The organism is Virgibacillus necropolis, assembly GCF_002224365.1.
Lineage (GTDB): Bacteria > Bacillota > Bacilli > Bacillales > Amphibacillaceae > Virgibacillus_F > Virgibacillus_F necropolis.
Genome location: NZ_CP022437.1, coordinates 2,624,545 through 2,642,162, shown reverse-complemented (window position 1 = coordinate 2,642,162; position 17,618 = coordinate 2,624,545). Strand labels below are relative to the sequence as shown.

Annotated in this window: 15 protein-coding genes, 1 pseudogene and 1 riboswitch; of the genes and pseudogenes, 13 read left to right on the top strand and 3 right to left on the bottom strand. The window is 38.1% G+C overall.

Annotated features, from left to right (window positions below; all coding sequences use genetic code 11):
* The first annotated feature begins 91 nt into the window (after positions 1–91).
* From CFK40_RS12705 to CFK40_RS12685, 5 genes are all read left to right on the top strand, one after another.
* A complete protein-coding gene (locus tag CFK40_RS12705; protein WP_089532658.1) occupies positions 92–454 on the top strand; it encodes an Asp23/Gls24 family envelope stress response protein in 363 nt (120 codons plus the stop codon).
* 37 nt (positions 455–491) lie between these two features.
* Positions 492–2,150 carry a DAK2 domain-containing protein gene (locus tag CFK40_RS12700; protein WP_089532657.1) on the top strand — a complete coding sequence of 553 codons (1,659 nt, stop codon included), beginning with the start codon at positions 492–494 and terminating at the stop codon, positions 2,148–2,150.
* Positions 2,151–2,293: 143 nt separating this feature from the next.
* Positions 2,294–2,476, top strand: a riboswitch (cobalamin riboswitch).
* A gap of 126 nt (positions 2,477–2,602) precedes the next feature.
* Entirely contained in the window at positions 2,603–3,073 is a 471-nt protein-coding gene (locus CFK40_RS12695) for an acyl-CoA thioesterase (RefSeq protein ID WP_089532656.1), read from the top strand.
* Between the two features lie 118 nt (positions 3,074–3,191).
* Positions 3,192–4,439, top strand: a complete 1,248-nt coding sequence (locus CFK40_RS12690) for an MFS transporter (protein ID WP_089532655.1) — start codon at positions 3,192–3,194, stop codon at positions 4,437–4,439.
* A gap of 145 nt (positions 4,440–4,584) precedes the next feature.
* Entirely contained in the window at positions 4,585–5,481 is an 897-nt protein-coding gene (locus tag CFK40_RS12685; protein ID WP_089532654.1) for a fructose bisphosphate aldolase, read from the top strand.
* A gap of 140 nt (positions 5,482–5,621) precedes the next feature.
* Here the strand turns inward: CFK40_RS12685 and CFK40_RS12680 are convergent.
* Positions 5,622–7,049 (bottom strand): annotated as a pseudogene (locus CFK40_RS12680) (BCCT family transporter); the annotation flags it as partial.
* Between the two features lie 636 nt (positions 7,050–7,685).
* Between CFK40_RS12680 and CFK40_RS20995 the strand changes: the two are divergent.
* Positions 7,686–7,859, top strand: a complete 174-nt coding sequence (locus tag CFK40_RS20995; protein ID WP_161493869.1) for a hypothetical protein — start codon at positions 7,686–7,688, stop codon at positions 7,857–7,859.
* Between the two features lie 178 nt (positions 7,860–8,037).
* On the opposite strand, the gene CFK40_RS12675 is transcribed toward CFK40_RS20995, so the two are convergent.
* Complete coding sequence (locus CFK40_RS12675) at positions 8,038–8,853, bottom strand: 3D domain-containing protein (RefSeq protein WP_089532652.1); 816 nt, start codon at positions 8,851–8,853, stop codon at positions 8,038–8,040.
* 343 nt (positions 8,854–9,196) lie between these two features.
* Here CFK40_RS12675 and CFK40_RS12670 point away from each other — a divergent pair, with 343 nt between their 5' ends.
* The 4 genes from CFK40_RS12670 (at position 9,197) to CFK40_RS12655 (ending at position 13,143) form a co-directional block, all read left to right on the top strand.
* Entirely contained in the window at positions 9,197–9,916 is a 720-nt protein-coding gene (locus tag CFK40_RS12670) for an FAD-dependent oxidoreductase (RefSeq protein WP_089532651.1), read from the top strand.
* Positions 9,917–10,123: 207 nt separating this feature from the next.
* Positions 10,124–10,705, top strand: coding sequence for a hypothetical protein (locus tag CFK40_RS12665; RefSeq protein WP_089532650.1), 582 nt, complete (start codon positions 10,124–10,126; stop codon positions 10,703–10,705).
* 19 nt (positions 10,706–10,724) lie between these two features.
* Positions 10,725–10,889, top strand: a complete 165-nt coding sequence (locus CFK40_RS20990) for a hypothetical protein (RefSeq protein ID WP_161493868.1) — start codon at positions 10,725–10,727, stop codon at positions 10,887–10,889.
* 604 nt (positions 10,890–11,493) lie between these two features.
* Positions 11,494–13,143 (top strand): catalase, encoded by a 1,650-nt coding sequence (locus CFK40_RS12655; protein WP_089532648.1) that lies wholly within the window; start codon positions 11,494–11,496, stop codon positions 13,141–13,143.
* 102 nt (positions 13,144–13,245) lie between these two features.
* Here the strand turns inward: CFK40_RS12655 and CFK40_RS12650 are convergent, their stop codons facing one another.
* A complete protein-coding gene (locus tag CFK40_RS12650; protein ID WP_089532647.1) occupies positions 13,246–13,593 on the bottom strand; it encodes a winged helix-turn-helix transcriptional regulator in 348 nt (115 codons plus the stop codon).
* Positions 13,594–13,716: 123 nt separating this feature from the next.
* On the opposite strand from CFK40_RS12650, the gene CFK40_RS12645 reads away from it, so the two are divergent.
* From CFK40_RS12645 to CFK40_RS12635, 3 genes are all read left to right on the top strand, one after another.
* Positions 13,717–14,775 (top strand): LLM class flavin-dependent oxidoreductase, encoded by a 1,059-nt coding sequence (locus CFK40_RS12645; RefSeq protein WP_089532646.1) that lies wholly within the window; start codon positions 13,717–13,719, stop codon positions 14,773–14,775.
* Positions 14,776–14,788: 13 nt separating this feature from the next.
* Positions 14,789–15,346 (top strand): NADPH-dependent FMN reductase, encoded by a 558-nt coding sequence (locus CFK40_RS12640; protein ID WP_089532645.1) that lies wholly within the window; start codon positions 14,789–14,791, stop codon positions 15,344–15,346.
* An 837-nt stretch (positions 15,347–16,183) separates the two neighbouring features.
* Positions 16,184–17,590, top strand: coding sequence for an MBL fold metallo-hydrolase (locus tag CFK40_RS12635; RefSeq protein ID WP_089532644.1), 1,407 nt, complete (start codon positions 16,184–16,186; stop codon positions 17,588–17,590).
* Positions 17,591–17,618 lie beyond the last annotated feature (28 nt).

Sequence of the window (17,618 nt, the reverse complement as noted above, 5' to 3'; positions counted from 1 at the left end):
GAGCTATGTGCATTAAGCAACAGTGCTTTAAAAAACTGCATGTTTATAGTAGAATATCCTTATCAATAATGGGTATTAAAGGAGGATAACTATGTCCATTGAACTTAATACAACTGATGGCCAAGTAACAATTACAACTGATGTTATTGCAACAATTGCCGGTGGTGCAGCTGTTGAATGTTACGGAATTGTAGGAATGGCCTCTAAAAATCAAATTAAAGATGGAATTTCTGAAATTTTACGTAAAGAAAACTTTGCACGTGGCGTGTTAGTTCGTCAAGAAGAGGATCATCTTCATATTGATATGTATATTATTGTGAGCTATGGTACAAAAATATCCGAAGTAGCGCACAACGTTCAATCACAGGTTAAATATACATTGAATAAATCATTAGGACTGTCCATAGACTCAGTCAATATTTATATTCAAGGTGTACGTGTAGAAAAAGATTGATCCTTTGTTTATTTGTAGTGAAAGAGGAGGAAGTATAGTGACAGTACGAACGTTAGACGGCATAGTCTTTACACAAATGGTCCGCTTTGGAGCGCAACATTTAACAAACAATGCCAAGAAAATTGACGCTCTTAATGTATTTCCAGTTCCAGACGGAGATACAGGTACAAACATGAACCTATCGATGACTTCAGGAGCGAGTGAAGTTAAAAAAATGGATAGTTCCAATATATCGGAAGTGGCTCTAGCTTTTTCAAAGGGCCTATTAATGGGAGCTAGAGGTAACTCGGGTGTAATTTTATCCCAAATATTCCGAGGCTTTGCAAAAGGAATGGACAAAAAAACTGAATTAACTACAAAGGATCTGGCTAAAGCCTTTGACATGGGAGTTTCTACTGCGTATAAGGCAGTGATGAAACCGGTTGAAGGTACAATTTTGACGGTGGTAAAAGATTCTGCAAAAGTAGCGGTTAAAGAAGCAAAGAATGAAAATGATGTAATCGTTTTAATGGAAAAAGTATTACGTGAAGCAAAAGCCTCACTCAAACGTACCCCTAGTCTTCTACCTGTTTTAAAAGAGGTAGGTGTAGTGGATTCAGGTGGGCAAGGGCTTGTTACCATTTACGAAGGATTCTTAGCTGCACTGAAAGGTGAAGAATTGCCTGAAGGCGTTACATCCGAAGTGGAAATGGAAGAAATGGTGAACGCTGAACACCATAAAATTGCCCAGGATTTTATGGATACAAGTGAAATTGAATTTGGCTATTGTACAGAATTTATGGTTAAATTTGATGAAGAAAAAATAAAAGAAAACCCGTACAATGAAGAAAAATTTCGTAATGAACTGAGTGAACTTGGCGATTCATTATTAGTCGTTTCAGATGAAGATGTGGTAAAAGTACATGTTCATGCTGAATATCCTGGTGAAGCTATGACATTAGGTCAGCGCTTCGGTAGCCTTATTAATATGAAAATAGAAAATATGCGTGAACAACATACTGCTATTGTAGGTGACAAAAAAGAGATACCAAAAGAAAAAGTTCCATATGCTATTGTGACAGTTGCCATGGGCAAAGGACTGAAGGATTTACTTGAGAGTTTAGGTGCTACCATTGTTATTGAAGGTGGTCAAACAATGAACCCAAGTACACAGGATATTACGGACGCTATTAGTAAAGCAAACGCAGAAAACGTTCTTATTTTACCTAATAATAAAAATATCGTGATGGCCGCTGAACAGGCAGCAAAGCTAGCAGAAGTTAATGTGGCTGTGGTCCTTTCTAAAACAATCCCACAAGGCATAAGCGCTATTCTGGCTTTTCATCCGGACAATGGGATAAATGAAAACAAAGAGGCAATGAGTAAAGCATGTGGACAAGTTAAGACTGGACAAGTTACTTACGCGGTTCGTGACACTCAACTAGATGGAATAACAATTGAAAATGGCAATTTTATGGGAATTTCAGATGGTAAAATCAAAGCAACTCATCAAGATAAATTAGAGACAGTGAAGCAATTGTTAGAAAGTATGATTACAGAAAATGATGAAATCCTTACAATCTTGCAAGGGGAAGATGTAAGTGATGAAGAAGTGGAAAAGCTTGTCAACTATGTAGAAGATACATATGAAGATGTGGAGGTTGAGGTCCATAACGGGAATCAACCAATATATTCGTATATTTTTTCTGTGGAATAAGTTAAAAAGTTTTAAAAAGCAAGGAGGGTATTGTCTCTTTGCTTTTTTTTGCTATTAGCTATAACAGTAGCTTTTTAACTCGGGAAAGATACATAGAACATACTAAGCGTAAATGAACTCACTTCATGATATAATAAATAGAATTTAATAGTTAGCTTTATGGTGACTTTGAGAAAAGTTGAAAAGGGAAGTTGGTTAAAATCCAACGCGGTCCCGCCACTGTGTGGAGAAGAATCCATTTTAAACCACTGTTTCAGAAAGAAATGGGAAGGAAAATGGATTTGATGACTCCAAGCCAGGAGACCTGCCATAAAGAAGTACATTTTTATCCTACGGGAGATAGGAGGATGTTTGCGCTATATAAATTTCATGCTAATGAAAGTTTATTTGCGTAGCGCCATTATCGTCTTCTAATTGTAGAAGATGTTTTTTTATTTTAAGGAGGATTTTTAATGAAAGAACTAATTGTACCTATCACAAAGACAATTCAAACACGTTTGGTATTACCACCAGATACGAATCATTTAGACACTATCTTTGGCGGAAAAGTATTAGCATATATCGATGAAATTGCTGCTTTAACAGCAATGAAGCACGCAAGTAGTGCGGTCGTTACCGCATCCATTGATTCAGTAGATTTTCTCTCTTCTGCTAAAGTAGGAGATTCCTTAACATTAGAAGCATATGTAACCTATACAGGAACAAGTTCGATGGAGGTTTATGTGAAAGTTACCGCGCATGACTTAATCAACAATAAAGAAACATTAACAACGGAATCATTTCTGACAATGGTAGCCGTAAACAAGGAAGGTAAGCCAATTCCTGTTCCAAAAGTGTCACCGCAAACGGAAGAAGAAAAGCAACTATATGCAACAGCTCCAGCTAGAAGAGAAAATAGAAAAAGACGAGCTTCTTTGCGATAATGAAGGATTCCGATCTAACACAAAACGGGTAGTGCAAACAAACCTCTTGATAAATATTGGTTCCTGCCGCTCCTAATATTCATATATATAAGTAAATGTATTATAGGGGTAGGTATTATTGGAGAATCAAAATAGCCGATTTAGGTGGGTTGTCTTCGCTGCGGTATTATTCACTTATTTATTAATGTCGAGCCAACGAACTGCACCTGGGTTGATCACGGAACAGATTATGTTGGATTTCAATGTAACAGCTACAACGATTGGTTTACTAACAAGTATCCAATTTTTTGTATACACGTCTTTGCAAATCCCAATGGGCATCTTGGCTGATCGTTATGGGCCAAACTTTTTTCTGATTAGTGGTGCACTCCTTACAGGTATTGGTACGATTATTTACAGTCTCAGTACAGATGAGTTTGCATTATTTTTTGCTAGAATTTTGACGGGTGTGGGGGATGCGACTATTTGGGTCAATATGGTATTAATCCTGGGCCAATGGTTTAATGCCAAGGAATTCACTCGTTTAATTGGCGTAGCTGCGATGATGGGGAGTCTTGGTTACCTTTTAGCAACAGCTCCTTTTTCCTTATTAATTGACATCCTCGGTTGGCGATCAGCATTTTTTTTAGCGGGACTGCTGCTATGTTTATGTGGTATTTTCCTTTACATTATCCTCTTACGAAAAACGAAGCAACCAGTATTTATAAAAAATGAAATACAACGTGAAAAAACTTTGGTTTTACTACGGAGAATATTTTCAAAACGGCAGGCATGGGCTTTGTTCTTTTGTCACTTTGGGATTGTCGGAACGTATGTTGGATTTATCAGCTCGTGGGGAGTGCCCTACGGAATGAATGTATATGGAATGACGCGCTCGGCTGCGAGTCAGCTTATTATGCTAGGGCTTGTTGGGGCACTTATTGGAGCTCCTTTAGCTAGCTTAATTTCCAGTCGGTTAAAAACAATTAAAAAACCTTATGTTGTTGTACACATTATTTTACTATTAAGTTGGTCAGTCTTTCTTTTATTTAATGGAAATCCGCCGTTTCTCTTGTTAACAGTCCTTTTCTTTATTATTGGTCTTGCGTATGGGGCGAATGCCTTAACATTTTCTGCTGTCCGTCAATCGTTTCCTATAAAAGAAGCAGGCATTGTCTCTGGGTTTGCAAATACGGGTGGTTTTCTAAGTGCCATATTACTCCCAAGTATTTTCGGAAAAATATTGGATCATTTTCAAGTTGTGTCGGGTAGTATAAGTGAAGGTTATTACTTTGGTTTTATAACTCCAGTCGTCTTTTCCATCATTGGCTTAATTGGAGTAATATCTTTGAAGGAAAAGCGACAGATGCGGAAGGAAAAGGGATAGCGTTCTTTACGGGACCGTCACTTAAAATATTGCAGAGGAATCCTGATTCGCTTCATTAAATATATTTACTCTAGCGTGTTAGAATGAACATATATCGTTCATAATTGTTGTAATGAAGTATAACTACTTAGAAGGAGTGAAAGTAATGCAGGAAAAACATTTGGATAAAATTAGGGAAGGGAAAGGGTTTATCGCAGCCCTTGACCAAAGTGGTGGAAGTACTCCAAAGGCACTCGCAGCATATGGAGTATCTGAAAACGAATATTCTAACGAGGAAGAAATGTTTGATCTTGTGCATGAGATGAGAACTCGTATTATTACTGCTCCATCATTTAACTCGGAATATATTCTCGGTGCCATTTTATTTGAGCAAACGATGGATCGTAAAATCGAGGGTAAATATACCGGAGATTATTTAGCTGAAGAAAAAGGAATTGCACCATTTCTTAAAGTAGATAAAGGGCTTGCCGATCTTTCCAATGGTGTGCAGAAAATGAAGCCAATTGATGATCTTGATGAAAAGCTGGAAAGAGCAAACCAGCGCGGTATATTCGGTACAAAAATGCGCTCGGTGATTAAAGAAGCAAAACAAGATGGAATTAAAGAAGTGGTTGATCAACAATTTGAGATTGGTAAAAAAATTATTGATGCAGGGCTGATCCCAATCATTGAACCGGAAGTTGATATTCATAGCATCGATAAAGAAAAATCAGAGGAATTATTAAAGCAGGAAATTAAAAAACATCTAGATGAATTAAAAGAGAATGAACTTGTAATGCTGAAGCTAAGCATTCCTACGGTGGCCAATCAATATAAAGAACTCATTGAACATCCTCAGGTTGTTCGTGTAGTGGCTTTATCAGGTGGCTATTCCAGAGATGAAGCAAACTCGAAACTAAAAGAGAACGATGAGTTAATTGCAAGCTTCTCCAGGGCATTAAGTGAAAATTTAAATGCAAGTCAGTCTGATGAAGAATTTAATGCTGCCTTGAAAGAAGCGGTTGAATCTATATATGATGCTTCTGTAGTGAAGAATGGATAATACTTATAAGCTTATAAGACACCTCCGTATTAGTGAAAGCAAGTAACTAATACGGAGGTGTTATTTTGTACGACTTTATTTAGTTAATCATGTAGATAAACCGTAGAGCAAATAATCTCTACGGTTCATGATTGTAATTACTAGCTTCTTTTATCCCGGTCATCCATTTTTTCAATATATTCTTTCATTCTTTTCTTATTCGGTGTAAGTGTATAACCTAAGTACTTTCTTTCCTGATTGGCATCTTTGTAGAAGGCTATAGCCATTAATATTACGACCACACTAAATGGCAATGCTGATATTATTGCTGCAGATTGTAATGCATTTAAGCCGGTTTCTCCACCAGCTAAAAGTAATATATATGCGATTGCTGATAACGATAATCCCCATACGACTTTTACAAAACCCGCAGGACGTAGAGTTCCATAAGCAGTCTGCATACCTAAAACAAATGTTGCAGAATCGGCTGATGTAATAAAAAAAGATGATATAAGTGCCAAAGTAATAATAGATAAAATGACACTCATAGGTAGTTCATTGAATATACCAAACAACTGGGTTTCAGGTGGCATTTCAAAAATCTTTGGTACATTTTGTCCCACTTCCACTCCTGTTAGACCAAATGCACTAAACCAAAATATACTTACAAAGGTTGGAACGAGTAATACCGCAAAAATAAATTCTCGGATTGATCGACCTCGTGAAATCCTTGCAATAAATATACCTACAAATGGACTCCAACTCATCCACCAACCCCAATAATATATAGTCCAAGACTGCAGCCACTCATGTTTTTGCTCATTTAATGGAGCTACATCTAAACTGTTAGCTAATAATGTATTTAAATAACTACCAGTCGCACTTGTCATCATATTGAGAATAAATAAAGTTGGCCCTAGAATTAAAACAGCAACAAACAATAGACCTGCTAATATCATATTTAAATTACTTAAATACTGAATACCTTTACTTAATCCACTCCATGCACTATATAAAAACAACACAGTAACAATGGCGATGATTATGCCTTGGACCAGCTGATTGTTAGGGATTCCAAAGAGGTAGTTCAAACCTCCATTAATTTGCATTGCTCCTACCCCTAAAGAAACAGCCACTCCAATAATTGTTGCGAATACTGATAACACATCAACAACATTACCTATAGGGCCATCTACTTTATCTCCTAAAATAGGTCGTAATGTTTTAGATATTAAACCAACTTCACCTTTTCTAAATTGTGAATAAGCTAACGCGAGTGCTACAATACCGTATACAGCCCAGGGATGAAATCCGTAATGCAAAAAAGTTGATCTCATTGCTTCAGCCAAAGCAGCTTTCGTTTCAGGATCAGCAGTAGGTGGAGCTAGGTAATGTGAAATTGGTTCAGATGAACCATAAAAAACTAAGCCAATCCCCATACCAGCACTAAACAACATGGTTAACCATGATATTGTTCTAAACTCAGGTTTATCAGTTGGTTTCCCTAGTTTGAGTTTACCGATTGGACTAAAACCTAAAAATATACAAAAAAATAAGATTAAACTAAAAATCGTCAGGTAATACCAACCAGTGTGTTATTTGATGTGTTTATGTTTATTTTGGAAAGGGCAATTGTAATTTTATGTTAAGGCTGTTTTCGTATAGTTTGTTGTGCTCATACCACTGAAGTTGATAAAAAATGCGGCGTAAGGGCTGGTTGATTTCCACTGCGGACAGTTGCGCACCTTAGGGCACGGCTTTAGCCTCGTGCTGTTCTAAGCAGGAGTCAACTGCCCTCCGCTCCAATCAACTGCCATAATAGAGGAAGTTCATGCTCTAATCAATAGTTACTACTGAGTGAAGGAAATCCACGGAGACTCCTGCTTAGAAAGCGAAGACGATGAGACCCCACAGAGAGCGGCCTTTGCGATCGAGGAGGCTCATCGCGAGCCCGCGGAAAGCGAAGTGGATTTCCAGAACGGTCAGCAGGGCACCGAACATGATTTTTAGTTATGTCGCATTTTATATTTTTTGTGTCACAAACAACAATCTTTTAGAAAACTGCCTATGTTAAAATAAAATATAGAGTTTATGAAGGATTTTTCTTAAATTAATTGTAGGATAGTTAAACAAGAAAATGCTAAGGAATGGTTAAACCTCTTATAAATTCCATTTTTAAGATGAAATAATCGTGTAGTTGTCCTTATATAGGAAGGGGAGATAAGTTGATTAACAGATTGAAAACGTTCCTTTCTTGTATTGCTGGAGCATCTGTAGGAATTATGGTTGTGAGTTTAATTCGAAATGAAGAAATAGATTGGGATACAATCGGAGCTTTAATAACTATCAGTTTCTTAATTTTGCTTTTTAGGTTAGGTCTGAATTTATATAAACAATAGAACAAACCCTATAGAACTATTACCCATGCTTTTTTGGGCGGGTAACTATCTTTTAATCATTTTGTCACAATAAAAGCTATAACTGAACTTCAGTTATAGCTTAATTATTTTTAATACATGTCGAGGCCACTTTTCTATAGAACAAAATATGAATTTAACCAATTACCTTTATAAGTAACTAATTTACAATAGTAACTTCCACCATTCTTCTACCCCAGTTGTACGCTTGCCCCTTAGTCGCTAAATGGACATCTATTTTGTGTCCATTGATAGCACCACCGGTATCCGCCGCAATGGCATAACCATAGCCTTCTACATGGACCTTTGTACCAAGAGGTATTACGTTCGGGTCAACGGCAATAACTTTCGCATTGGGGTTCTCTATCAAATTTACACCTGTTGACGTTATCCCTGAACATCCTGCACAATATGCTGTGTAAGCAGTTGCTTCAACAGAAAATGTTCTTCCTTCTACTTTCTCTTCCTCTTCCGTTTTACTTACATTTTTGCTTGCTTTCACTTCATCTGGCTCAGTTTCAGTGACATGAGCGGTTGTGCTAGTATCTTCTGTCTCTTGTGTCTCTTGTGTCTCTTGTGTCTCTTGTTTTGTTGCTTGCTGTTGGGCAGGTTCCGGCCCATTTATGATCAACCGTTGTCCGGTGATAATCAAATCAGAAGGAAGTTCATTCCAAGCTTTTAGGCTCGCGACCGTTACGCCAACACTATGATTTTTGCAGATTTGGCTCAGTGTATCTCCCTTTTTAACAATGTAATAATCTATTTTATTTTCATTAATTTTCAACACCTGTTTCGGAGATATTAAAAAGGATTCTAATCCATTTATATCCATCAACTCTTCCACGTTTGTATGATGATTGATTGCTATATCCCAAAGAGTGTCTCCCTTTTTCACTTCATATTCAGCTGCAGACACGGATGTTGCAAAAATACCTACAAATAGTAAACCTACAAATAAAGATACTAACTTTTTCATCTATGTAGTCCCCCTTTAATAATTGACAAGCTAATCTTACCACGGCATTTCGATGTGTGCGGTTACAGCCTGTTTAAAAGAGAGTGACAAGAATTACAAGTAAAATAAGTTATGATTAATAGGTTCTATTCGCTCTATTTCTTGCATAGACTATAGTAGAGAATTCTATGTCATATATGGGTTCCTATCATTTTAGAAGGTAACTACCATAGTCTACACGTGAGATCTGGATGCATATTAGAAGATAGGGTTGTAAAGAATATCAAAAGAAGCGTTAAGTAACAACTATTCATGCTTGACAGATAGATACTTTTTTTGCGATTGGAAAGGAATTCACGAGAAAATGGAGCCAAAATACAAAGCAAAGTTACTGAAAAAAGAAGAAATTGCGAATGACACAATGGCCTTCTACTGGGAAAAACCAGAGGAATTTACATATAAGGCTGGGCAATATTGCGATATGACACTGAACAAACCGAAAGTTACCGATGAAGATGTTAAAGAGCGTGCTTTTTCTATGGCATCCGCTCCATTTGAAGTAGGGATTATGACTGCAACCCGTATATCCGATTCGACTTTCAAGCAGTGGATAGAAGATTTCACAGTTGGTACAGAGGTAAAATTCGATGAGCCTCGTGGCGAATTTACCTTACACGAAAATGTAGCGACGCCAGCTGTATTTATAATTGGGGGTATTGGCATCACGCCGGTACGGAGCATCATTGCTCAGGCAACACATGAAAAGCTACCTCATAAGCTCACTCTATTGTATTCGAACGAAACACCTCAAGATTCAGCGTTCATGGACGATTTAAATGGTTTTGCGGATAAGAACACCAATTTTACGTTTATACCCATGATGACTAATACCGATTCCAATGAATGGAGTGGGGAAAGTGGTTTAATTGACGCGGACATGCTCAAGCGAAATGTATCGGATATTAACAAGCCAATTTATTATCTGTGCGGTCCCCCTGGGATGGTCAAAGATATGCGTCAAATGCTCATTGAAATAGAGGTTGATGAAAAAAACATACGGATAGAAGAATTTTCGGGTTACTAAATTTAAACAATCAATTTCCTATATGAATGCACAGAGCTGATTAAAGGTATGCCTTTGAAGTGCAAGTTTCACACGTGAATCCTATTGGAATTCACGTGTTTTTTGCTTTAGCTTTTATTAATTTAGAAATTTGAGATTAACGAAAAGGATACTTAAATATTATGTTAATATTGATTTAAAGGAATATATCATAGAGGAGTGAAAAAATTGGGGAATTCATTATTGATGAAAACAGATAAATCTTCTGCCTTGAACTTTTTGATCTACATACAAAATATTTTTCTTAATCAAAATCCAAATGAAGATGAACTAAGATTTCCATACTTTTCAAAAAGAATCGCATTCAAAAAGGACTTTGAATTAAAGTATGAAGAATTATGGAATGAAGTTTCACAAAAAGTATTTGACGACAACGTAAACGACGTAAGAATATTTTATGAAGAAAAAGATTTATTCTACCAAAGTCTATTTGAGATTGATGCCTGCAGTTTTAAAGAGTTTAGTGAAATACATAAAACGTTTCAGGTGTGGTGGAACAGCTTTGCTGGAAGCTTTTCATTAGAAAGATCTGTTGATGAAGTGGGACAAAAATTATATGTGGATTTGACGAACTCACTATCGCAAAGAAAAATAGAACCCTGCAGTGAATTGCATATTAGTTTACTATATGATGAATGTTTATTAGCAAATCCGGAAGTCACATCTAATTTTGCAATTCTTCCAGTAAAAGAGTTTTTCATTAAATACAAAGATTTGGTTCGAAAATTACAAAATAAATTGGAACATTAAAAGGAGGGAGGAATCGTTAATGGAAAAAATCATTTACAGGGACGAAGAAATTAATGTTTTTCCGTATATAATTATTTTCCTTCTATCATTGTTAACTGTTAGGAAAATCATGCGGATAGAGGAACTGAAAATGAAACTGAAAACAAAAATGGCCCAAGAATTTCAGGATTTACACATGCTTTAATCAAAAACAACAAAGCAAGTATACTCCTGCTTTCTTGTTTTTGATTAAAGATAAGAAATTATAAAATTTGTCTATTATTAGGATTTAAAAGGGTTAGTGTATTATTTGAAAGACACGTAGTTGATATAAAATGCGACGTAAGTGCCATGTTTTGTGCTTGAACAACCGTTCCGGAAATCCACTACGCTTTCCGCGGGCTCGCGATGAGCCTCCTCGCGAGCAAAAACCGCTCACTGCGGGGTCTCATCGTCTTCGCTTTCCCGCAGGAGTCTACGTGGATTTCCTTCACTAGGGTTGAGCTCCTCCTAAAATTCATAACATTCATCTCTTCACTTCAGTGATTGGAGCGGAGGGCAGTCGACTCCTGCGGGAGGATAGGCATAGGTGAGACCCCGCAGTGCGGTAGCAATCCTTTTTTGCGAGGAGGCTCACCAGCCGCCCGCGGAAAGCGACTGCCCGCAGCGGAAATCACGTGGCTGTTATGTCGCAGTTTATATTGAAAATGAAGTTAACTTTTATTTAGTCTTCGCTGTGGGAGTGTCAATGTATAAGCTTTCCAATAAGAGGAAAGATAAGGGGAACTAATTTTAGGGAGGATTTCATTTTGGCAGAGAACAAAGATAAGAATGCTTCAAACGAACAAGACGTGAAACGCGAGACATTGACTACCCGTCAGGGCCGTCCTGTGGCAGATAACCAGAACATCCGTACAATTGGGGACCGTGGTCCAGCCACACTTGAGAACTATCACTTCATTGAAAAAATCTCCCATTTTGATCGGGAAGAGGTACCAGAGCGTGTCGTTCACGCACGAGGATCTGGCGCATTTGGATATTTTGAAACGTATGGAAAAGTAGGAGATGAACCGGTAGAGAAATATACGCGCGCAAAAGTATTTTCGGGTGCTGGGAAGAAAACACCGTTAATGGTTCGATTCTCTACGGTGGCAGGATCAAAAGATTCGCCGGAAACAGACCGAGACCCACGCGGATTTGCGATAAAAATGTATACGGAAGATGGCAACTGGGATCTGGTTGGTAATAACCTCAAAATTTTCTTTATCCGTGATGCGATGAAATTTCCTGATATGATTCACGCGTTTAAAGCTGATCCGGTTTCGAACGTGCCAAATCCGCAGCGGATGTTTGATTTTGTATCCCGTTCACCTGAGGCTACACATATGATCACATTTTTATTCTCGCCGTGGGGTATTCCCGCAACATACCGACACATGCAGGGTTCTGGTGTGAATACGTACAAGTGGGTTAACGACAAGGGCGAGGCAGTACTGGTGAAGTACCACTGGGAGCCAAAGTCAGGTATTCGTAACTTAACACAAGAAGAAGCGAGCTCTATTCAAGCAAAGAACGTGAGTCATGCAACACAAGATTTATATGAAGCTATCGAGCGGGAGGATTATCCGGAATGGGAACTGTTTGTACAGATAATGGAGGATGATTATCACCCTGAATTAGATTTTGATCCACTCGATGATACGAAACTATGGCCAGAGGATAAATTCCCATGGTTGCCAGTAGGTCGTATGGTCCTTGATCGTAATCCAGTGGATTTTCATGCAGAGATTGAGCAAGCCGCATTCGGTACAGGTGTGCTTGTCGATGGAATGGATTTTTCTGACGACAAAATGCTGCAAGGGCGCACTTTTTCTTACTCTGATACGCAGCGCTATCGAGTAGGTGCGAACTATCTAAAATTACCTGTGAATGCACCGAAACCAACCGTTCGCTCAAACCAGCATCGTGGCCAAATGGATATCCCTGATCCGAGAGAATCTACAGATAATCCACACATAAACTATGAGCCTTCGATGATTGGCGGCTATCAAGAAGTTAGTGAAGAAGAACCGGCACAGCACCGTCCAACATATAATGCAGCGGCAATGAGTGCACCTATTGATCGTCCTAACAATTACGGTCAAGCTGGAGATACATATCGCAGCTTTGAAGATTGGGAGCGTGACGAATTGATTGAAAACCTTTCTGGAGCGCTTGCGATATGTGACAAACGAATTCAAGATGCAATGATTGGGCACTTCTCCCAAGCCGATGAAGACTATGGCCGCCTTGTCAAGGAAGGTATCGAACAGAAAATGAAACAATTGCAAGAAGATAAGACCGAAAATAAGGTCCCTGGCCGTGATGCAGGCATATCGAAATATGGTGAAGGTTCGATGGCTGAAAATGAAGCAACCAAGGATGCTGTAAAGAAAAGCCACGAAGCAGATCCTTATTAATTTTAAGATTACAACGGGCTGTCATCAGTAAAACTGGTTGACAGTCTTTTTAATTATGCTCATTCCTTGTTTATCATGTAGTGCCTTTTTGAACATCCTTTTTTACAGACTCGCTTGCTTTCTTTTCTCCATCTTATGGACTGTATGTTTTGTTCCCCATTCGTGGATGGCTTCTAAAATTGGTTCCAAGCCCATGCCGTATTCAGTAATAGAATACTCTACTTTAGGCGGAACCTGTGGGTATACCACGCGTCTAACAATGTCTTCACCCTCTAGTTCCCGCAATTGTTTGGTTAACATCTTCTGTGTGATTCCGGGTAAGCTACGTTTAAGTTCACTAAATCGTTTCGTGCCGTTCTGCATTAAATGTAACAAAATTACCGGTTTCCATTTTCCGACTAAAATACCTAACGCATCCTCGACCCGGCATTCTTCTGGTACTTTTTCCATCCTAATTCCTCCTTAGTATCTTTTTGTATACTATACCACCTAAAAGTGCGTACTCATCTAAATGATTCATATGTTCTATAATAGCATTGTAAACATGTAATGGAAAGAATGGTGAAAAAACGAATGGAAAAATATAGAATAGATCCAAGCAAAGGAATGGAATTTGGCATTTATACACTAGGTGACCACTTACCAAATCCGTTAACAGGCGAAAGAATTTCAGCAAAACAACGCATTCATGAACTGATTGAATATGCGAAGCTAGCTGATCAGGCTGGTATCGATTTTTTTAGTGTAGGGGAGAGTCATCAGGAATATTTTGCAACGCAAGCCCACGCTGTTGTTCTGTCTGCAATTGCACAGGCAACAGAAAATATAAAAATCGCAAGCTCGTCAACGATCATTAGCACCTCAGATCCAGTTCGTGTGTATGAAAATTTTGCGACCCTTGATTTGATCTCAGGAGGTCGTGCGGAAATTGTAGCTGGGCGAGCTTCGCGAATTGGACTGTTTGATTTATTAGGATACAATGTGCGTGATTATGAAGAGTTGTTTGAGGAAAAATTTGATCTCCTGCGAAAAATTAACGAAGAAGAAGTTGTAAATTGGAATGGAGAATTTCGTGCCTCATTAAAAAATGCGAAGGTGCTTCCGCGTCCACAAAATGGCTCACTACCGATTTGGCGTGCTGTCGGTGGATCACCTGCTAGTGCAATTAAAGCGGGTTATGCTGGTGTTCCCATGTTCATGGCGCATTTGGGTGGACCAGTTAGTGTTTTTAAACGGACGATTGATGCTTATCGTGAGGCCGCGCAAGATAGTGGCTTTAATTCGTCTGAGCTACCTGTTGCCACGGCTGGCTTTTTCTATGCAGCTGAAACATCACAGCAGGCTTTAAAAGAAATGTATCCGCACATCAATGAGGGGATGAAGCGGACGAACGGACAAGGCTTTGCAAAGCAACACTTTGCTCAGGGCGTAGATCCGCATAATGTCATGAATATCGGTAGTCCACAGGAAATTATAGAAAAAATTCTTTATCAGCACGAGGTATTTGGTCACCAGCGTTATATTGCCCAAATCGATTTCGGTGGCGTTCCCTTTGATCGCTTACAGAAAAACATTGAATTGATCGGTACCGAAATTTTACCAGCAATTAAGAAATATACAGCAAAGAACTAGGGGGGCATAGGAAATGAAGGTAGTCGGTTTATCTGGTTCAAACGTCGGGTCGAAAACAAGAACGGCAATAAACTACACGCTTAAATATCTTAAGGAAAAATATCCAGATATTGAAGTGACATTAATTGATTTAGCTGAATATGACGTTCAGTTTAGTGATGGCCGCAATTATTTAGAATATGAAGGTGACACAAAATATGTAGCGCAAACAATCATGGAAGCAGATGCCATTATTATCGGAACACCTATTTTTCAAGCATCAATACCAGCGACGTTGAAGAATGTATTTGATTTACTTCCTGTAAATGCGTTTATGGACAAAGTTGTCAGCATGATTGTGACAGCTGGTTCTGCAAGGCATTTCTTAATTGCGGAAAACCAATTAAAACCGATTTTGGCTTACATGAAGGCACAAATTGTTCAAACGTATGTATTCATTGAGGAGAAAGATTTCCACCGAAAAGAAATTATCAATGATGATGTATTTTTCCGTATTAATCGATTGGTAGAGGATACTGTTGTCTTAGCGGAGACATATGAGAAGATTCGTGAGTCGCAATACGGCTTTTAGTTGCAGATGTATTTCCCGCATGGAAGCGAACTGCTTATGTCTCAAGTGTCTTGGTGTTGGAGCTGGACATAAGCACAAACCGCTCACCGCGGGGTTTCACCTGCTTGCTTTTCCAACAGTAGTCTCGCATCGAGTCCACTGCTGTAAATTAAATATTATCTTATTATGTAAAATCACTCCAACCCTTTCAGATATTGGCCTTTTCACAACCTAATACAAAACACCCAATAAATACGCTTTGGAGAAATTCTCTCTAAAGCTTTTTTAAATTATACCTTCTCTTTAATTAAAATTTTTTACGATTACTTTCAAACTCCTTAATTCCTTTCCATTATGTATCACGATAAATTACCTAATGTTAGTTTTTTACATATCTTCTATGCCAAGTAAAATTTTATTTATACCCTATAAAATAAAACAATTATTCAAAACGTTAATAGTTTGCTATCATTAAATAAATTGAAATTTAGTTATATTTTGATTCTTAAAAACAAGAAAATGAAGGGAGTAAAGTTCTCGGGGAAGGTGAGTTATTTTTTACGGAGTTCAAAAGAATGAAAATAACTTTAATAAAGTAAATGAAAGCGCCGTCAATGAGATGGTGAAAAGAACTCAGGGGAGGTAGAAGAATTTCCTTTGCATTAATAGAGTCAATTTCCGTTCTTCAAAATTATTACAATATAGTTATAGGGTTTATCAATATTCAGTAGATAAAATTTAATAATTTAATGTAAAGCTAAAAAATAATATTGCTCAATATGTATTGTTTTATTAATAAGTATTTACTTATTGGGACTTATTTCGTTGTATTATAAATGACTTTATGGAGGTATAAACATGTTTTTTCGTTCATTTTTCGATGAAAGCTTAGCTCAAATGTCTTACATGGTAGGCTGTGAACGTACAGGAGAAGCTATTGTAATTGATCCTGCACGTTGTATCGATCCATATTTGAAAATAGCAAAGCAAAAGAGATTTAAAATTATAGCTTCAGCTGAAACACATATTCATGCTGATTTCCTCTCTGGCTCTAGGGAAATCGCTGAGAATTACAACGCAACTGTTTATGTGTCAGATGAGGGAGATGAAAGTTGGAAATACCATCAAGTAGAAGGTGTCGACTATATGTTGCTTAAAGATACCTACACATTCGAAGTAGGGCTTGTTGAATTTAAGGTTATGCATACCCCCGGGCATACACCTGAAAGTATTTCATTTATTCTAACGGATAAAGGTGCAGGTTCTGCACAACCGATGGGTGTTTTTTCAGGAGACTTCGTCTTTGTAGGAGAAATTGGCAGGCCTGATTTATTGGAAAAATCCGCTGGAATAGCCGGTTCTTCATATAGTGGTGCAAGTCAAATGTTCCAATCTTTACAGATATTTAAACAACTGCCTGATTTTATGCAGGTATGGCCAGCGCATGGAGCTGGAAGTGCCTGCGGTAAGACGCTTGGAGCAGTTCCGATGTCTACAGTTGGATATGAGAAATTAAACAATTGGGCTTTGGAGGAAGAAAACAAGGAGAACTTTATTAAAACTTTGTTAGCGGGTCAGTCTAATCCCCCTAAATATTTTGCAATGATGAAAAAACTGAATAAAATGGGGCCGCCTTTAGTTAACGAAGGAGAAATTGATAAGTTAGAAACGACAGATGAGCTCGTAAAATACGGAGGTAATACGGTTCTGTTGGATACAAGAAGAGTTGCAGAATTTGCAAAGGCACATTTTGAAGGTACCATCAACATTCCATTTAATCAATCATTTGCAAATTGGGCAGGAGAGCTAATTGGTTATGATCAGGACATTGTACTTATCGCAACGGAGCAAAAACTGAAAGCGATAAGAAAAAGTCTGTCTTCCATTGGCCTGGATCGTGTTGTCGCTTCCATTGAACCATCATTTGTACTAGCAAATAAGGACTGCTTAGAAAGCTACGGAGAAGTGAATGTCCAAAAGGTACATGATTTATTGCAAAATGATCAATATCATCTGATTGATGTTCGCAATCAATCAGAGTGGGATGAAGGCAGAATTGAAGGTGCTAATCATAAGACGCTTAGTCTGCTTGAAGATTCGCTGGATGACTTACCTCAAGGAAAAACATACCTTGTACATTGCCGTTCTGGTGCACGGTCAGCAATTGGCGCGAGCCTGATGCAGGCAAATGGATATAAAGACGTAATGAATGTGAAAGGTGGTTACTTAGCTTGGACAAAAGAAAAATTTCCAGTAACATTTTGACCAAAACTACCTAGTTAAAAACGGGATA

What these genes read in the sequence shown, in the direction of transcription:
- CFK40_RS12705 (WP_089532658.1), top strand. Translation starts at nt 92, where the DNA reads ATGTCCATTGAACTTAATACAACTGATGGCCAAGTAACAATTACAACT.
- CFK40_RS12695 (WP_089532656.1), top strand. Translation starts at nt 2,603, where the DNA reads ATGAAAGAACTAATTGTACCTATCACAAAGACAATTCAAACACGTTTG.
- CFK40_RS12685 (WP_089532654.1), top strand. Translation starts at nt 4,585, where the DNA reads ATGCAGGAAAAACATTTGGATAAAATTAGGGAAGGGAAAGGGTTTATC.
- CFK40_RS12675 (WP_089532652.1), bottom strand. Translation starts at nt 8,853, where the DNA reads ATGAAAAAGTTAGTATCTTTATTTGTAGGTTTACTATTTGTAGGTATT.
- CFK40_RS12670 (WP_089532651.1), top strand. Translation starts at nt 9,197, where the DNA reads ATGGAGCCAAAATACAAAGCAAAGTTACTGAAAAAAGAAGAAATTGCG.
- CFK40_RS20990 (WP_161493868.1), top strand. Translation starts at nt 10,725, where the DNA reads ATGGAAAAAATCATTTACAGGGACGAAGAAATTAATGTTTTTCCGTAT.
- CFK40_RS12650 (WP_089532647.1), bottom strand. Translation starts at nt 13,593, where the DNA reads ATGGAAAAAGTACCAGAAGAATGCCGGGTCGAGGATGCGTTAGGTATT.
- CFK40_RS12645 (WP_089532646.1), top strand. Translation starts at nt 13,717, where the DNA reads ATGGAAAAATATAGAATAGATCCAAGCAAAGGAATGGAATTTGGCATT.
- CFK40_RS12640 (WP_089532645.1), top strand. Translation starts at nt 14,789, where the DNA reads ATGAAGGTAGTCGGTTTATCTGGTTCAAACGTCGGGTCGAAAACAAGA.
- CFK40_RS12635 (WP_089532644.1), top strand. Translation starts at nt 16,184, where the DNA reads ATGTTTTTTCGTTCATTTTTCGATGAAAGCTTAGCTCAAATGTCTTAC.